This is a genomic window from Vibrio sp. 5S239 (assembly GCF_041439575.1).
GTDB classification, from domain to species: Bacteria; Pseudomonadota; Gammaproteobacteria; order Enterobacterales; family Vibrionaceae; genus Vibrio; species Vibrio kanaloae.
Genome location: NZ_JBGOOM010000002.1, coordinates 143,655 through 162,368 on the forward strand (window position 1 = coordinate 143,655; position 18,714 = coordinate 162,368).

Below are 18,714 nucleotides of genomic sequence, written 5' to 3' on the forward strand. Positions count from 1 at the left end.
TCGCTCGACGCAACCAGATCGATGGTCGGTTTGCTGATACCCGTATCAACCTCGTAACCACCGTCTTTGTTGTCTCCGCTGGTTTCGGTCGTCGCCGTGAACGGGTTGCCCGCTTCATCGGTGCCACTCACGCTCGCCACGATGGTGCTGTCCGCATCCGCAACTAACTCGCTGCCCGGTACATTGATGCTGTAAGTGCCATCCGCTTTCACCGTGCCTGTGTAATCGGTTGAGTTGCCGTTCACCGTCAACGTCACCGTATCACCTTCTTTCGCGTCGCCACCCACGGTACCCGTAATGGTCACGTCACCAGCCGCTTCCGCTGCGTTCACGATGTCGTCGCCTGCGATATCATCATCGATTGTGATGGTCGCCGCCGCGTCGGTATCGATGGTCACTGCGAGTGCGTCTGATGTGTCGCTATTACCCGCATCGTCCGTCGCTTTCACCGTGATGCTGTTCGCACCTTCTGTCAGCTGACCGTCTGTCGCCGTGAAGGTCCACACGCCCTCAACTTTAACCGCTTCACCCAGCAAGGTCGTGCCGTTGAACACTTCCACTTTCTCAACATCATCATCGATGTTGCCGAACGTGAAGGTTGGCGTCGTATCGTTGGTCAGGTTGTCTGTGTCGCTGCCGTGAGCGTCTTCTTTGCCGCTGTCGCTCGACGCAACCAGATCGATGGTCGGTTTGCTGATACCCGTATCAACCTCGTGAGTAGATATCACTTTACTTTGTACTGAATTGCCTACGCTATCGGTTGATGTGACCACAACTTCAAATTCGGCATCTTGCGTCAGATCGCTGCCCGCCACATCCACTGTCCAGTTGCCATCGCCATCCACGGTGGTGGTGTACTCGGTACCATTGATGGTCATGGTCACAACATCGCCTTCGCTGATGTCACCACCTTTCGCCGTACCGCTAACCGTGATGGTTTGTCCGCTTTCGGCTTTGTTAATCACGTCATCGGCTGTGATGTCATCAACCGTCACGCTGCCTTTGTCGGCTTCAAGATCGACCGTATGCGTTGAAACAGTCGTGGCCGTATATGGGTTTCCTGCGTCATCAATACCAGAAACCGATGCATTAAATTGGGTATCGTTGGCAAGATCTTGACCTGAAACCTCTACAAACCAAGTTTTGTCGGCTAGAACAGTGGTTGTGTACGTATTTCCATTGATATCGAGAGTAACTGTATCTCCCGGTCCAGCATCAAAGCCAACTCGGCCAGATACGAACACATTCCCTTGGCTTTCTTCCGCGTTAATCGTGTCATCCGCGGTGATGCGATCAACTCGGATCACTGCGGTGGCAGATGTATCAGTGAAATATTTCTCGGTAGATTCAGCATCACCCACTTGGCCAATGTCGTTTACGACGGATACAGAGGCATCAATAATCGTATCGCTATCTGCAACTAAGTCTGAGCCATTAACCTCGATCTCAAATAAACCTGTATCCGGATTGACAACTCCTGTGTATTGGTTGCCATTGATAACCAAGCTTACAGTACCCAATGAGAATTCATCACCGGTCACAGAGCCAGTGATAGTGATAGCCGCCTGAGATTCACTTGAATTAATTATTGAATCATCGGTAACTGGATCGACATTGAGGTTGACGATTAGCGGAGTATCATTATAGCTATGCTCAGAGATCCCCGTAGAGTTACTGCTGTTACCCGCAATGTCTGTTGATTCGACAGTGACATTAAAATATGTATCTAAAGCAAGATCTTCGCCGCTCACATCAAGTTGCCAACCGCCATCTTCATTGACCGTCGTTGTGTACTCGTTACCATTGATTGTCGCAGTGACACTGTCACCAGACTCAATATCACCACCAGTAGCACGGCCCGTCACAGCAATAGTTTGACCTTGTTCGGTGACCGTAACGACATCATCGGCTGTGATGTTATCAACTGTGACGGTTCCTTGGTCTGCTTGAGTATCGAGTGTGAACGTCAACTCACTTGAGCCAGAGGTGTTACCGGCTGCATCGGTTTGACGTACCGTGATGGTGTTGGCCCCTTCGTTTGGCGTGGGCGCTTGCGTGGTCCATTCCCCGTCAACCAAGTATTCAACGATGGCGCCATCTTCAGTGCCAGAAACAGTAAAGCTGCCATCGTTGGTCAGGAAGTCATCTGCCAACGTGCCACTGTCGGTATCAAGGGCAATTTGCGGCGCGTCTGGCGCTGTGGAATCGAGAGTGAACGTCAGCTCGCTGCTGCCTGATGTATTACCCGCTGCGTCGGTTTGACGAACGGTGATCGTGTTGTCACCTTCCGTTGGTACTGGTGCGGTTGTCGTCCAGTTTCCGTCAACGAGGTATTCTACTGTCGCACCCTCTTCTGTGTCGCCGACTGTGAAGCTGCCGTCGTTGGTTAAGAAGTCATCCGCCGCTGAGCCAGAGTCCGTATCAAGTGTCAGTGTTGGCGCAGCGGGTGCTGTGGTATCAAGAGTGAACGTCAGCTCGCTGCTGCCTGATGTATTACCCGCTGCGTCGGTTTGACGAACGGTGATCGTGTTGTCACCTTCAGTTGGTACTGGTGCGGTTGTCGTCCAGTTTCCGTCAACGAGGTATTCTGCTGTCGCACCCTCTTCTGTGCCGCCGACTGTGAAGCTGCCGTCATTGGTTAAGAGGTCATCCGCCGCTGAGCCAGAGTCCGTATCAAGTGTCAGTGTTGGCGCATCTGGAGCTGTTGTATCACCGATGGTCTCGTTGTCTGTGCCTAGGCGTTGGTCAATCGAACGAAAGGCATCTAGCAGACTCAAGCTTTGAGTACGAGACATACCCAACGCTTCAAAGCCCGTTGTTACAAATTCGGTACCTGGGGTAGTTTCTTGACCATTTCGCTCAATGGTTGCACTGATACTTATACTCGAACCATTTTGACCAGCTTCAGTCGCAAACTCTTCGCCTAATTCGGTCGGGTCTTGACCTTCCTCTAAAGCCGCAAAGATATTTGCGATGTCTTGTTCAAGTTCAACTTCGCTGCCGTCTTCAGGTGAAAATCGTTTTATTGATATCTGAGATTCATTTGGGGACTCAAGAATTACGTCCCCTGGTTGCAGAGACTCACCATCTTGTAGGACTCGAATCGTACCATCGAGTGAGATAACAATGCGCTGACCAAGTGCAAGTAAACTAACCAAATTCAATACTGTCACGTCCATATAATCCCCTAAAACCCACTTTTCATTAGCAACGTCAAACTTATGACATCTTATTTATAATATTAGTTAAAATATAACACTTAACAACGTATAATTCCTAGTTATGAATCTAGTATTTATCAAGCTAAGTGACAAGGTAATGACAGTGGTCACATCACACAATAATCAAAGTGCTCATATCAACGATATAAGCTATTGTGTTTACGCTAAATAATAGGTTTAAATACATAAGATTAATGCTCTCGATAACACCATAAAATGCGCATTAATCTGTTAACATTTTTACAACTATTTACGTTCACTAGGTTAGCGAGCGTGGTTTTTTTGGCGGTTCACCTAAAATTCATATATAACGACAGAAATTGAAGATTTAGGTGTTGGCTTAATTGTGGGGAGATGTAAATTGAATTGGGTTCAAAAAACAACATTGGGGTTAGCTATAAGTTTGAGCTTACCTGCGGCGGCGCAAACCTTAGAACAAGCCGTTGCGTTTACTCTAGAAGGTAATCCTGAAATTAAAAGTGCGTATAACGAATACGTGAGTAAACGTTACCTAAATGATGCTTCCGGTGGTGCTTACCGGCCGAGCATAGATTTGGATGGTGGAATTGGCTATGAGCATACGGATCTCGTCACTAACCAGAACACGACAGATCTGACTCGAAAGGAAGCGACGATTACTTTGACTCAGTTAATTTGGGATGGCGCAAATACTTCCAACGATATTGATCGTACCGCGGCTGATGCAGAATCTGTTCGTTACCAATTACTCTCTAACGCCCAAGATATCGCTCTAGAGGTAACAAAAATATACCTTGATGCTGTGAAAGCTTATGAAGTACTCACCCTTTCTGAAAACAACCTAGCAACACACAAGGATATCTACAGCGATATTAAAAAACGTGTCGAATCAGGTATTGGTTCTACAGCAGATATGTCCCAAGTAGAAGCTCGTATTGCTAAAGCTCATGGTAATTTACTCGCAGCGCAAAACAATTTGTTTGATACACATACTCAATTTAAGCGTATTGTTGGACAGTCACCTTTAGGTTTAGTGTTTCCGCGAGCGGACGCTGGAGCAATTCCTTACACCGTAGATGGCGCTCTTGCGAAAGCTTTTAACCAACACCCTGTAATCAAAATTGCACAAGCCGATGTGGACTCAGCTAAGTTCCAATATAAACAGTCTAAAAGCTCAAATTACCCGACCGTTTCTTTTGAAGCAGCTCAAACCTGGCGTGACGATGCTGGCGGTAATGAAGGTAGCAGCGATGAGTTTTCTGCTATGGTTCGTTTAAGGTACAACCTGTATAACGGTGGTTCAGACCAAGACCGTGCAGAAAGTGCAGCTTACCAACTCAACAAGGCCAAAGACCTTCGCGAGAGCACTTACCGTAATGTAGAAGAGAGTTTACGCCTCTCGTGGAGCGCTCTGGATTTAACCGTACAACAAAAAGAGTTCTTATCAGACCACGTAGACTCAGCATCAGATACGGTTATCTCTTACGAGAAGCAATACCGCATCGGTAAACGAACACTTCTGGATTTACTTAACACTGAGAATGAACTCTTTGAAGCTCGTAAAGGTTATTTAGATGCCAAGTATGATGAACAATATGCTAAATATCGGGTCATGAACGCGACCGGTAATTTGCTGACAGGTTTACGTGTCGATATCCCTCAAGAATGGAATGAAAAGGTAGAATATTAATGAAGCTACTAAAAGCTGTATTTCCGCTCTGTCTATTTGTTGCTTCTGCCAACATTTTAGCTGACACAAACGATGAAGAATTCGAATATCGAACGCTCCCAGAGAGCGTGCAAAGTTACGATCTAGAAGACGATGACAACGATGGTGTTATCAACGCCCGTGATTTATGTATTGATACACAAATTGGCGCAGAGATAGATAATGATGGCTGTGGCTCTTATTTCGAGTCTACGGAGGAGAAAGAACTTCATATATTATTTGCCAACAACTCAACAGAAATTAATCCTGTTTTTCTTGGCCAAATCCGTCAAATGGCAGCGTTTTTAAAACGCTATGAAAGTACCACTATTCGCCTTCAAGGTTACGCCAGCAAAGTCGGAAATTCGGCTCATAACTTAGATCTATCTAAAAAACGAGCATCAAACGTAAGACGAGCTCTAATTAGCAACGGTATTCAACCATCTAGAGTGACTATTATTGGTTATGGGGATACCGTTTTCGATAGCGAGGGGACCAAAATCAGCCACGCATTAAACCGAAAAGTAGTTGCTTCCGTTGCTGGATTTAAAGGTAATATTAAAGAAGAATGGCATATCTTCACAAAACTTGGAAGGTAGTCACAACCCGCGGTATCTAAGCTGAAACGTTATATAAGTAACGTTTCAGCTTTCTTATAATTCCTTGAACAGCATGTACCTAAGCCTTCTATAATGTTAATCTTGCCACGTTATCAACATAGAGAATTAATCCATGAGCAAACTAACAGCTGATACTCAAGCAAACCTAGAACTTTTCGTTTCAGAAACACAAGAGACAAAACTTGTATGGGGCCTTCGCAATGAAGAAGGTTGGCTAGCATGTGACTCAACTGAATTCGAAACTAGCGAAGTTATGCCATTTTGGTCATCAAAAGAAGATGCCCTCGCTCATAACGTAGAAGAGTGGGCCGACTTTGAAGTACTAGAAATTCCACTTGATATTTTTGTGGAAGATTGGTTACTGACTCTTGCTGAAGATGGTGTTCTTGTTGGTACTAACTGGAATGCAAGCTTAGAAGGTAAAGAACTAGAGCCTTCGGACCTAGCGAAATTATACATCTAATTTTCATTATAGGCCGTACGAGTGCGTACGGCCTATTTATCTTCAATAGATATCAACAAGTTAGAGACTTACCTCGCATAGTCCCTCACCGACACCCCTTAAAAATTGAAGCAACATCAAACTAATTATAGAATATCGTTCTTTATTTGATTGATAGTTCATTGTGATACACTCCACTTTCATTGCCTTGCTGCTTTTCATTAGCTTTTATTCTTATAGCCAAATATCAACAGCAGATGAACTACATGATTCATCAATCCCCTCCTCCAATCTACATGAGACTCCCAATGCCGATTGGAATGCGCTTTATCTATCGACTCTGAAACACTCACCCGCACGTGCATTGAATATGCTCCAAACGCGCTACACTAACCTAAGTCATTTTGGAGATAAGCTCTACATATCATCCCTGTTATATCAATATATGATGCACAGAGGTCAGCCATTTTATGGTATGGACAACAAAGATAAGGAATATCAAGCCATTGAAGAAGCGTTTATTTTGGCTCTTACAAAGGATGCTCAAGGAGAAAATGAGCAAGCTCAAAAGATTTTTTTAACCTTACTGACGAAAATGCAGTCATGGAACGACCAAACTGGCCGTGCGCTATTGAAGTATCAGTTATGTCGTTCGTTAAACGAGCAAGCTAAGTATCATCAAGCAAACTACTATTGCTCAGCACTTAAAAATGCTTTGGAGCAGATAGAAGACCCTGTACTCCCTAAGTTCACTACTTATCGCGTAATCGCCAATAATCACCATTTCCGTAGTGATTATCAAGCTGCGTTAAATACCTACCTATCTTTGATCAATGTGTTTCCACAAGGGCATGATATTTCAGGAATCTATAACGATGTTGGTAATTTACTTAAAGAGCTAAAGCAATACGAAAAGTCGGCGCAGTACTTAGAGGAAGCGTTGACTCTCAGAGCTAATGCTTCTGATTTGATGAGAGCTCAAGTTCATCACAGCCTAGCTGACCTATACCTAAACCAAAGAAAAAACAGTTTAGCAATCGACCATTTTATAAAAGCAAAAACACTATTGGTTGCATCTTCTCATAACTACGGCATCGCTATGGCAAACTTAGGTTTAGGAAAAGCCTATACCCAAGCAAAAGAATATGATTTAGCCCAAAGCTACCTAGTCGAGTCTCTTTCAGCATCCAATGAACTCAATAATGATGTCATTCGAATTAATGCTTACCTTACAATAAGTGACATGTTCGAAGAACAACAACTAACAACAGAAGCACTTAATTATGCTCAACAAGCGCTAGAATTAGCCGAACAAGTCACAAGGCCCAAATATATTGCTCAAGCACTTCTTCAACTATCTGATATTGAGCAAACCCTCGAAGATTACAAACAGGCTTTCTATTTGTACCAACGATACACGGCTATAGAAATGGAAGCGCGAAACACAGACATCAGGTTAGCTTTTGAAGCGCTCGATCTTACTCACGCCAGATACGATCAAGAATTAAAACACTCACTCTTAACAAATCAAACAAGACAAGACCGACTTTATATTGAAAAAATGGAACATCAACGGCGAGTGTACAATATCATTGTAATGGTGTTGCTATGCACAACAATCTTAACCATGTTAGTAAATAGAGCAATTCGAGCGAAGGCTACTATTGATGGCATGACAAAATCATACAACCGCACCGAGATAATACGCAGAATTAAGCAAATTAAACGTTGCCAAAGAACAAATAGGCAACATGTTCTTATTTTGCTCGACCTAGATAAGTTTAAGCAGATTAATGATGAATATGGTCACCCAACAGGTGACAGAGCACTCGTTTATGTGGGTAATCAAATAAGAAAGCATTTAGTAAAAGGTGAGTTATTTGGCCGCTTGGGCGGCGAAGAATTTCTTGTCATGCTGACCGACATCAAGCCTTCTGAGGTGCGTGAACGTGTAGAAGAACTGCATTATGCAATATCAAACAGTATCTTTCTGTCAGAAAGCAAAAAGCCACTTAATGTAACCGCGAGTTTTGCGTATCTAGCAACCTCAAACGCACTAAGTGACTTTGATGAGCTCTACTCTGTTCTTGACCAAGCGTTGTATCAAGCAAAGAGTAATGGTCGAAACTGTATCATTGATGCTTATAGCGAACCGATTGATCTACCTGAAGCTATTTATACTCCGTCTGTTTACGAACCAACTCAACCATAATGCTTTCACGGTCAGCTAAGTAGTCGTTAAGGCCAACTTTACGCAGTTCACACGCAGGACAATCGCCACAGCCATCACCGATAATACCGTTGTAGCAAGTCAGGGTTTTGTTACGAACAAGATCAAGTGCAGAATACTGGTCGGCCATCGCCCATGTTTCAGCTTTATTCAGCCACATTAATGGAGTTTTGATATCAAGCTTCTTGTCCATACCTTGTACAAGTGCCGAGTTCATCGCCTTCACAAAGTCATTACGGCAATCAGGGTAACCAGAAAAGTCTGTTTCACACACACCTGTAATCACGGTTTCAGCACCGATTTGGTAAGCGTAAATGCCCGCTAGAGTTAGGAATAGAATATTACGACCAGGAACGAATGAATTCGGCAGCCCATTCTCTTGCAGCTCATGAGACACAGGAATATCGTCACGAGTCAGAGAGCTGATAGCCAGTTCATTCAACAAAGTCACATCCATCACTTTGTGCGCTTTTACACCAAGCTCTTTCGACAATGACTCAGCAACTTCAATCTCGAGTCTATGACGCTGACCATAATCAAACGTAATAGCATGAACTTCATCATACTCTTTTAATGCCTGAACAAGACACGTTGTTGAGTCTTGACCACCACTGAATACTACCACTGCTTTTTTCATCTTAAATCCTTACGAGAACCTTCTACTAGCGACTTATCTTGCCCAGTAAAAATACAACCTACGCGATGCTCAAATATTTGTGAGTTTGTATTGATAAGCGCCAATTGCGCTCAATGCAGGTATCAATACAAAGCTGAGTAGCGCGGTCTTTTTGACTGATTGGTTGCAGAGCGATAACAGTGTCGCTAGCAACCGCAGCTCGATCCAATAAACCGTCAAGTTGTTCGATGTCTTTGCTTGTGCCTACTGGATGCTTAATTTCGTTAGCGCGTTGTAAAGCGCTATCTAAAATTTCCAGTTTCGCCTTCATTGCCACTTTTGGTGACACCGTAACCCAAGTGTCCGATGTAGCTTTAACTTCTGATGTTCCGCTAGTCTCAATCTGACAGCGACAACCGTGCTGCTCAAATGCTTCAGTAAGAGGAACAAGATCATAAATGCATGGCTCACCACCAGTAATCACAATGTGCTTAGCAGTGTAACCTTGCTTGATATATTCATTCACAATTCCTTGAGCATCAATTGCTGACCAAGTTGGTGAATCCTCTGTTTTAACCATGATGTTACCAAGACTAGTTTCATCTTTAGGTAATGCGTCCCAAGTCTGTTTGGTATCGCACCAAGAACAGCCTACAGGACAAACTTGCAGACGAACAAAAACAGCGGGAACGCCAGTAAACATGCCCTCACCCTGGATGGTTTCAAACATTTCATTAATCTTGTACAACTTTCCCTCTGCTTTATTATTTGATGAAATTAATCAACCGCAGACCTTAAAGCACTTACTCGTTTTGGTCAAACAAATGAATAGCGATAAATGAGTTGCTCAAACCCCTAGCCTGAAGTTTCAAGTTCCCTTATCCTTTCGTTCATTAGGTTTCGTTAAGCTTTAATTTTTAGTAAGGAACAACATGTACAAACTAATTGCTCTTGATATGGATGGGACACTACTCAACAGTAAAAAAGTAATTTCTCAAGAGAACAAAGACGCGATTGCCAAAGCTCGTGCTACCGGTGTGAAAGTCGTTCTGGCTTCTGGTCGCCCTTTAGAAGGCATGCAGAGTAAGTTAGATGAACTTTCAATCAATGGCGACGATGACTTTGTGCTCTTCTACAATGGCTGTATGGTTCAGAACGTTTCGACAAAAGAGCTCATCCATAGCGAGATCAGTAATGGTAAAGCAGCGAAAGAGGTCGCGGTATTGGCTGAACAACTTGGTGGCTATGTTCATGCTTTCAGCAAGGTTCATGGTTTGATTACTCCAGAGAATAATGAGTACACAAGTATTGAAGCGCGTATTAACGGCTTAGACATAACCGAACTCGACTTCTCTCAACTGGAAGACGATCATGAAATTATAAAAACTATGATTGTAGCTGAACCAACGAAATTGACTGAAATCATAAGCAATTTACCTCAGCAGCTTAAGAATCAGTTCACTATCGTGCAAAGTGCCCCCTTCTTCTTAGAATTTCTTAACCCGAACTCAAACAAAGGTGTCGGTATCGAAGCCATTGCTAAGCACTTGGGTATTGCAGCAGAAGAAGTGATCTGTATGGGTGATGCAGAGAACGATCATCACATGCTTAATTTTGCTGGCCTTGGCATTGCAATGGACAACGCAATGGAGGAGACCAAGAAGTTAGCTGACTACATAACATCAAGCAATGACGACCACGGTGTAGCCGTCGCGATTGAAAAATTTATCTTCAACTCGTAAACGTTAGATAAACCCTTAGGCTTTATCTATCTCGCCCTAAAATATCTTGAGATAAAGAAGGCTGTGCAGTGCACAGCCTTCTTTTATTTAACAAGAGTGGTTTAACTATTTCCGAGCCCAAGGCAGACGAAACGCGACTACACCAAATAAAATCAAGATTGGAAAACGTAACGTCTCAACAATAAAAGAAGCGATACCACTAAAAGAGACAAAGCTCCCCGCCCAACTGATCAGCAAATTACCAGCAAGTAGCATCACAATGACCCCAATCACGACCTTAAATGAGAACTGACCGACCAAAGGTTTTGAGTCTATTAATGTTACAAGGCAAGCAATTGTCATCAAAATCGCCACCCAGAATGAGAATGTTGGTAATGGCCAGATAACCGTAAGTACGATTGATAACAGGCACAAGCCCCACCAAACACCTTTAGAGCTCAATAACACACTAATATCAACATCAGGTTTCGCGTCTAATCTCACAATATGCCACGTTGTTAAGGCTCCCAATACGCCGCCAATCAAAACATCACTAAAGAAAGCACTGCCTGAATAAGACTTAAACAGCATTATCCAAAGTAGACCAACGACCACAATCACTATCGACTTTTGTTCAAACAAACACTTTAGTTTCCAAAATACTAATAAGCTTAAACTGACCCATAGGGCAGCTAACAAACTTGGAAAACTATACCCACTGCTCAGCACCAGTTTCAATGTTGGTAAATAGGCGTGCGGAGGTGGAAAACCAAAGCCTTGGTGCGCAATTAAAGTAAGCAGTGTTACTGATATCAACGTGAAACCAAACTTCAACGCAAAATTACGGCCAAAATACCAAGCTATCAACGGCAGGATAATGATGAAAACCCAGGGCTTTGCGAGTAAGTCAGTCAAAAGTGCCGTACTAGAAAACACACTCGGCAAATTATCGAACATGTTTTGAAGTGAAACAATCCAGTTCAGTTCAACTTGGTGAACTTTCGGCGCAGCGCCCACTAGCTCAGTCACATAAGTCACTGGCTGCTCCTTCGCGGAAAGAAACAGCTCGTTAATCTCAGACCACTGTTCTGGGTAACGGTATTGGTTTGCTTCCAACTCATTAGGAGGAAGCAACATCGCTCTGCTAACCTCGACTCCATAGTGAGGAGCAAACCAGACAGGAAGTTCAAAGCCACCTAGCTCATTTTGAGCTCGATAACTGACCACTTCAGAATCAGAGACGCAGTCAAACACAACGGCGCTATCGGTGTAACCCAGCACATCACCAACAGTAACGGACAAACCGGCCTCTTCCCAAGTTTCACGTTGCGCTGCGATAGCTGGAGGCTCACCAGAAACAACAGTGCCACCCGGCAGAGATAATCGCCCTGTGATCAGTTCATCAACCAACACGATTTGGTTATCAGCACGCACTACACACAAGGCACCCGCGACATGATCAGGCAAGGTGTTGCTAGCCCAAGCGGAAGTAGTACTCAAAAGAGAAAAAATAAGAACTAATAAATATCGAATAACCAACAAATTTACCTAAAAATAAAAGCTGAAAATACAGAATACTCTAGTGTAATCCTACACAACGAAGACTGCTGTCTATGTTTCGTGCAAAGACTTTCTCATCCATTGAATATGAGGAGTGAACCCCATTTTTTGATAGAAATCCTTGGCAGGTGAATTAAAATCCCAAACCTCGACAAAAACCTGCGTCACGCCATAGTCCTCAAAAGTCGACTCAACACGACTAAACAGCATTTTCGCCACCTTCAGTTTACGATATTCCGGCAAAACAAAAAGCTCGTCGACACTGCCCATCTGTACCGGTTTACTCACAGTTGAGATAAGCTCACAAAAATGCCCCGAGATAAAACCAATAATCAGTCCCCCTTTTAATGCCACGTACACCAAGCACTCAGGGTTATCCAAATATCGTGCGATACTCTTTTCCTGCTCTATTTCTTCAGCCGTTTTAAAATGCTCAGGACATGCAATATGATGATGTTGGTGAAGATCAAACATCAACTCATTAAGTTGCTCTAGATCGGTGTGCTTTGCTGCCCTTAGGGTGACATTCATGACGAGTACGCTTCTCAAACCAAATTAGTATTTAAATTAAGTCTAGTTTACTTGCAGTCAGTATCTATACAAGTAATTGAATTAATTCATTGTTTGAACGGCACGTTTAGATACAAAAATGGCCACATTATTGTGACCATAAGTTGATATTTTGATTCAAACCTATTTGCCTAACTTCTTAGCAATTTCAGTTAAGCTGGTAGGATCGTCAATCGTCGAAGGCACCACATATTGTTCACCTTCTGCAATTTGTCGGATGGTTCTGCGTAAGATCTTGCCTGAGCGTGTCTTAGGTAGTCTCTCAACAACCAAGGCTTGCTTAAAACAGGCGACCGCGCCAATCTCATTGCGAACCTTGCCAACCAACTCCGCTTGTAACTCAATACCATCGACTTTGGCGCCATCTTTCAGCACAACTAAACCCAGAGGTAGCTGCCCTTTTAAGTCATCGTGAATACCGACTACCGCGCATTCTGCAACGGCTGGGTGACCTCCAACGATCTCTTCCATTTCTCCTGTCGACAGACGATGCCCCGCCACGTTTATCACATCATCAATACGCCCCATGATAAATAGGTAACCATCTTCATCGAGATAACCACCATCACCCGAAACGTAATAGCCTGGGAATTGGCTCAGATAGCCAGATTCAAATCGATCATGATTACGCCAAACCGTTGGCAGACAACCGGGTGGTAGTGGACGTTTAAGGGCCACAAAACCTTGTTGATTAGGCTGAGCTACTTCACCGAGTTCATTGAGAATCTCCACTTGGTAACCCGGAACAGGTTTAGTGGAAGAGCCCGCTTTCACTGGTAAAGATTCTAACCCTGTTGGATTGGCGGAAATGGCCCAGCCTGTTTCTGTTTGCCACCAATGATCGATAACTGGTTTATTGGTATGAGACTCAACCCAGTCCAATGTTGGCGGGTCTAAACGCTCTCCCGCCATAAAAATCGACTTGAGCGATGATAAGTCATACTTGGTGAGCAACTCGCCTTTTGGATCTTCTTTCTTAATGGCTCTAAATGCCGTTGGAGCAGAAAACAATACATCGACTTTGTATTCTTCACACACTCGCCAAAATGCGCCGGGATCTGGCGTTCGTACGGGCTTGCCTTCAAACAGAATCGTGGTACAGCCATGAATCAGTGGTGCGTACACAATATAAGAATGCCCAACCACCCAACCCACATCAGAAGCCGCCCAAAACACACCATCTTGCGGCATATCGTAGATAGTGCTCATCGAGTATTTCATCGCGACCGCGTGACCGCCATTATCGCGGACAACCCCTTTCGGCTTCCCTGTCGTACCCGAGGTATAGAGGATATATAACGGGTCGGTTGCCAAAACAGGCACACACTCATGAGGCTCAATACCAGCCACCGCTTGTTGCCAATGCAAATCACGCTCTTTGTTTAACTCAGCAAGGCATTGCTCTCTTTGAAAAACTACGACTTTTTCAGGCTTCCAACGGCTATCCATGATCGCGCGGTCAACCATCGGTTTATAAGGTAGAACCTTGTTGATTTCGATACCACATGAGGCGGTGATCAAGACTTTGGGTTCGGCATCTTCAATTCGAACCGCAAGCTCATGCGGAGCAAATCCGCCGAACACCACAGAGTGCACTGCGCCTAGTCGTGCACAGGCTAGCATTGCCATTGCCGCTTCAGGAATCATTGGCATGTAGATAACCACACGATCTCCTTTGATTACACCCTGTTGAGCCAACATACCCGCTGTCTTAGCCACTTGTTCACGAAGCTCATTGTAGGTGTAAGACGACTTGATACCCGTGACTGGCGAATCATAGATCAGCGCGACCTTATCACCACGGCCATTTTTACAATGATAATCCAACGCCAACCAACAAGTATTCATCACCCCATCAGGAAACCAGCGTTCAATACCGTTATCGTCCGTTTGTAATATCGTTTCTGGAGACTCAAACCAATCAATGGCTTGTGATTGTGTTTCCCAAAATGAATTTGGGTCTTCCCTCGCCCATTGATACTCGGTGATGTAATCGGTTTTTCTGTTCATTCGATTCGTAGCAGACATAGTGCCTCCTCCATGATTTATCCATTTTCCAAGCGGCTAGTCTTTGGCAGTAACACTTGGTTGCACTCTTTTCTCAGCGTTGTTTTCGGAACATTTAACCGCTCACGACAATCGCTTTACTTGGGAAAAGGCACACGAATGGCACCTTCCATAATCACTCGGGCACTACGGCTCATGATCGCCCTTTCTATTTTCCAACCGCTTTCGGTCTGCAAAGCTTTAGCACCCACCTTCAAGATTCCTGATGGATGACCAAAGGTCACAAAGTCACGAGAGCTTCCTCCCGCCGCTAAATTCACTAAAGTCCCCGGGACACTTGCGGCTGAAGCAATCGCAACCGCTGCTGTGCCCATCATGGCGTGATGCAGTTGCCCCATAGACAAAGCTCGTATCAGAACGTCAGTATCATCCACAGCAACCAACTTGCCACTTGAAGCTTGATACGCTTGAGGCTTAGCAACAAAGGCGACTTTAGGTGTGTGTTGGCAAGATTCAGCTTGTTCTAACGAATCAATAAGCCCCATCGCAACGGCGCCATGTGCTCGTATGGATTCAAACAGAGCCAAGGCTTTGGTATCACTATTGATATCTGATTGAAGTTCAGTGCCTTGGTAACCAACCGATTCAGCATCAACAAAAATGGTGGGTATCCCAGCATTAATGTATGTCGCTTTGATGCAACCCAAATCTGGAACATCTAAAAAATCGACAATATTCCCTGTTGGGAACATAGAGCCACTCGCATCGGCTGGGTCTAGAAAATCAACCTGAATTTCAGCGGCGGGGAAAGTGACGCCATCGAGTTCAAAATCACCCAACTCTTGAACTTCACCATTAACGATGGGCACGTGAACAATGATGGTTTTCTCTATGTTCACTTGCCATACTCGCACCTCGACCACACCGTTTTCTGGAATACGACTTGAATCGACCAAACCACTGTGAATGGCGAACGGACCAATTGCCGCAGACAAGTTCCCACAGTTACCACTCCAATCGACAAACGGCTTGTCTATCGCCACTTGACCAAAGAGATAATCAACATCGTGATCGGCCTTACTGCTTTTCGAAACAATCACGGTTTTACTGGTACTGGATGTTGCACCACCCATACCATCGGTTTGCTTACCATAAGGATCTGGGCTGCCAATCACACGCAGAAGGAATTCGTCTCTCGCAGATCCCGCTACTTGCGCCGCTTCTGGCAAGTCATTCAAGCAAAAGAAAACACCTTTACTGGTCCCTCCGCGCATATAAGTTGCCGGGACTTTTATCTGTTTAATGTCCATCATAGGCTCCTATTGCGCGAGAAAGTCTTTGGCAAAGCGTTGTAATACGCCACCAGCGCTGTACACACTTACTTCGTCTGCCGTATCCAATCTACAGGTCACTGGCACATCAAGTTTTGCACCGCTTTTACGAGTGATTACCAACGCCAAATCTGAACCCGCTTGGATGTCGCCATACACATCGTAAAGCTCAGTGCCATCGAGTTGTAAGGTGTTGCGATCCGTTCCCTCTTTGAATTGCAAAGGCAAAACGCCCATACCGACTAAATTGGTCCTGTGGATTCGCTCAAAGCCTTCAGCAACAATCACTTCAACACCCGCTAAGCGAACTCCTTTGGCCGCCCAATCGCGTGATGAGCCTTGCCCATAGTCTGCGCCAGCCACAACAATCAAAGGTTGTTTACGGTTCATGTAGGTCTCTATCGCTTCCCACATGCGAGTTACTTGTCCCTCAGGCTCAACTCGTGCTAATGAACCCTGTACCACGCTTCCTGATTCCTTGACCATTTCATTGAACAGTTTCGGGTTAGCAAAGGTCGCTCTTTGTGCCGTAAGATGATCGCCTCGGTGGGTCGCATAAGAGTTAAAGTCCTCTTCCGGCACTTCCATTTTTGTGAGGTATTCCCCCGCAGCGCTCGAAGCGAGAATCGCATTTGAAGGAGATAAGTGATCCGTGGTGATGTTGTCACCCAGAATCGCTAAAGGCCTCATACCAGATAAGCTTCGCTCTCCCGCAAGAGCCCCTTCCCAATAAGGTGGTCTGCGAATATAGGTACTTTGAGGTCGCCAGTCATAAAGTGGTTCAGTCGTTGCTTGCTCCTCGTCTGGCTGGAACATTTTTACGTAAATTTGTTGGAATTGCTGAGGCTTAACATGCTCACCGACAACGGCATCGATCTCGGCATCACTCGGCCATAAATCGCTTAAGTAGATTGGCTTACCATTGTTGTCAGTACCTAAGCTGTCTTTCTCGATATCAAAGCGAATCGTGCCAGCTAACGCGTAAGCAACCACCAATGGCGGTGAGGCTAAGAACGCTTGCTTTGCATAGGGATGGATTCGACCATCGAAGTTTCGATTCCCCGATAACACAGCGGTTGAATACAGGTCACGGTCGATGATCTCTTGTTGGATAGCAGGATCCAACGCCCCGCTCATACCATTACAGGTAGTACACGCATAACCGACGATACCGAAGCCTAGCTTTTCCAGCTCAGGTAGCAAACCTGCTGACTCGAGATAGAGTTTGGCAACTTTAGAACCTGGCGCAAATGACGTTTTCACCCACGGCTTGCGAACTAATCCAAGCTGATTGGCTTTCTTAGCCACCAATGCAGCGGCGACCACGTTTCTTGGATTACTGGTATTCGTACAAGAGGTAATCGCCGCAATGATTACGGCACCATCTGGCATTTGCTCGTCGCTGTACTGCTTAGCATGCTTCTCTTTCCAAGATGTTTGACTGATGCCTTGTTCAGCCAGCTCTCTGGTTGGCAAACGACGATGTGGGTTCGAAGGCCCGGCAAGATTGCGCTCGACCTTCGATAAATCAAACTCTAATACACGCTCATATTGAGCAGAATCGAGATCGTCAGCCCATAGCCCAGTTTGCTTAGCGTAGCGTTCAACTAGTTCAACCTGCTCAGGCTCTCGACCAGTGAGTTTCAGGTATTGAATAGTCTGCTCATCGATATAGAACATACCCGCTGTCGCACCGTACTCTGGCGTCATGTTGGAGATGGTTGCGCGGTCACCAATGGTCAGTGCACGAGCCCCTTCACCGAAGAACTCCAAATAGCTTGAGACCACTCTCTCATTGCGAAGGAACTCAGTAATCGCAAGCACAATATCCGTTGCGGTTATCCCTTCTTGTCGTTGACCCGTCAGTTTAACGCCGACAATATCAGGCAAACGCATCATTGACGGACGACCGAGCATCACTGTCTCAGCTTCCAAGCCGCCCACACCAATCGCAATAACGCCCAGAGCATCGACGTGCGGTGTATGGCTATCGGTACCAACACAGGTATCAGGGAAAGCGATACCTTCTTTAGATTGAATAACCGGAGACATTTTCTCCAAGTTAATCTGGTGCATGATCCCGTTACCAGCAGGGATCACACTCACGTTCTTAAACGCTGTTTTACACCATTCGATAAAGTGAAAACGGTCTTCGTTTCTGCGCTCTTCAATCGCGCGGTTTTTATCAAATGCTTCGTTATCAAACCCGGCATGTTCCACTGCCAAAGAGTGATCAACAATCAATTGAGTTTCGACAACGGGGTTCACCTTGGCAGGGTCTCCGCCTTGGTCGGCAATCGCGTCTCTTAATCCAGCCAAATCAACCAAGGCTGTTTGACCAAGAATGTCATGACACACCACGCGCGCAGGATACCAAGGAAAATCTAAGTCGCTCTTACGTTCAATAATCTGTTTTAAGCTGTCTTTAAGGGTTTCAGGTTCACAACGTCTTACCAATTGTTCCGCTAATACTCGCGACGTATAAGGCAAGGTTTTATAAGCGCCCGGGGATATTGCTTCTACCGCTTCGCAAGCGTCGAAATATTCTAAGCCCGTACCCGGTAAAACCTTTCGATACTTGCTTTCATCAAGCTCTTGGTTTCTTTGAAGTTTTACATCAGACATACATCCACCATTACCTGTTAAATTCTATTCGTTGTTTCTTGAGGCCTTGTCGTATGAAGACGGAAGTCACCTCAGACATAAGTC

The 18,714-nt window shown here is 45.0% G+C and carries 13 protein-coding genes; 5 read left to right on the top strand and 8 right to left on the bottom strand.

All coding sequences use genetic code 11. From position 1 onward, the window contains the following. Window positions 1-3,179 (bottom strand): Ig-like domain-containing protein (locus tag ACED48_RS02835; RefSeq protein WP_371726448.1); only part of this gene is annotated, 3,179 nt, incomplete at its 3' end. A 445-nt stretch (window positions 3,180-3,624) separates the two neighbouring features. On the opposite strand from ACED48_RS02835, the gene ACED48_RS02840 reads away from it, so the two are divergent. The 4 genes from ACED48_RS02840 to ACED48_RS02855 all read left to right on the top strand — a co-directional run bounded on the left by ACED48_RS02840 (window position 3,625) and on the right by ACED48_RS02855 (window position 8,182). Next, window positions 3,625-4,890, top strand: coding sequence for a TolC family outer membrane protein (locus tag ACED48_RS02840; RefSeq protein WP_029626811.1), 1,266 nt, complete (start codon window positions 3,625-3,627; stop codon window positions 4,888-4,890). Then, window positions 4,890-5,507: an OmpA family protein gene (locus tag ACED48_RS02845; protein ID WP_017055261.1), complete on the top strand. Its 618-nt coding sequence runs from the start codon at window positions 4,890-4,892 to the stop codon at window positions 5,505-5,507. The genes ACED48_RS02840 and ACED48_RS02845 overlap by 1 nt, the downstream gene beginning before the upstream one ends. A gap of 133 nt (window positions 5,508-5,640) precedes the next feature. Next, window positions 5,641-5,991 carry a DUF2750 domain-containing protein gene (locus ACED48_RS02850; protein ID WP_017055260.1) on the top strand — a complete coding sequence of 117 codons (351 nt, stop codon included), beginning with the start codon at window positions 5,641-5,643 and terminating at the stop codon, window positions 5,989-5,991. Window positions 5,992-6,154: 163 nt separating this feature from the next. Further along, complete coding sequence (locus ACED48_RS02855) at window positions 6,155-8,182, top strand: tetratricopeptide repeat-containing diguanylate cyclase (protein WP_029626810.1); 2,028 nt, start codon at window positions 6,155-6,157, stop codon at window positions 8,180-8,182. Here ACED48_RS02855 and queC read toward each other — a convergent pair. Both queC and queE read right to left on the bottom strand, forming a co-directional pair. Beyond that, window positions 8,142-8,837, bottom strand: coding sequence for a 7-cyano-7-deazaguanine synthase QueC (gene queC, locus ACED48_RS02860; protein WP_017055258.1), 696 nt, complete (start codon window positions 8,835-8,837; stop codon window positions 8,142-8,144). The genes ACED48_RS02855 and queC overlap by 41 nt on opposite strands. A 58-nt stretch (window positions 8,838-8,895) precedes the next feature. Then, window positions 8,896-9,564, bottom strand: coding sequence for a 7-carboxy-7-deazaguanine synthase QueE (queE, locus tag ACED48_RS02865; protein WP_315897559.1), 669 nt, complete (start codon window positions 9,562-9,564; stop codon window positions 8,896-8,898). Between the two features lie 184 nt (window positions 9,565-9,748). Between queE and ACED48_RS02870 the strand changes: the two genes are divergently transcribed. Continuing rightward, on the top strand, window positions 9,749-10,558 hold the full coding sequence (locus ACED48_RS02870) for a Cof-type HAD-IIB family hydrolase (RefSeq protein WP_017055256.1): 810 nt from the start codon (window positions 9,749-9,751) through the stop codon (window positions 10,556-10,558). 105 nt (window positions 10,559-10,663) lie between these two features. Here ACED48_RS02870 and ACED48_RS02875 read toward each other — a convergent pair whose 3' ends face one another. The 5 genes from ACED48_RS02875 to acnD form a co-directional block, all read right to left on the bottom strand. Next, a complete protein-coding gene (locus ACED48_RS02875) occupies window positions 10,664-12,076 on the bottom strand; it encodes an NUDIX domain-containing protein (protein WP_017055255.1) in 1,413 nt (470 codons plus the stop codon). Between the two features lie 72 nt (window positions 12,077-12,148). Then, window positions 12,149-12,628, bottom strand: a complete 480-nt coding sequence (locus ACED48_RS02880; RefSeq protein WP_017055254.1) for a GNAT family N-acetyltransferase — start codon at window positions 12,626-12,628, stop codon at window positions 12,149-12,151. Between the two features lie 162 nt (window positions 12,629-12,790). Beyond that, window positions 12,791-14,695 (bottom strand): propionyl-CoA synthetase, encoded by a 1,905-nt coding sequence (locus tag ACED48_RS02885; RefSeq protein WP_017055253.1) that lies wholly within the window; start codon window positions 14,693-14,695, stop codon window positions 12,791-12,793. Between the two features lie 116 nt (window positions 14,696-14,811). After that, window positions 14,812-15,984, bottom strand: a complete 1,173-nt coding sequence (gene prpF, locus ACED48_RS02890) for a 2-methylaconitate cis-trans isomerase PrpF (RefSeq protein ID WP_017055252.1) — start codon at window positions 15,982-15,984, stop codon at window positions 14,812-14,814. A 9-nt stretch (window positions 15,985-15,993) separates the two neighbouring features. Next, window positions 15,994-18,630, bottom strand: coding sequence for a Fe/S-dependent 2-methylisocitrate dehydratase AcnD (gene acnD, locus ACED48_RS02895; RefSeq protein ID WP_017055251.1), 2,637 nt, complete (start codon window positions 18,628-18,630; stop codon window positions 15,994-15,996). Window positions 18,631-18,714 lie beyond the last annotated feature (84 nt).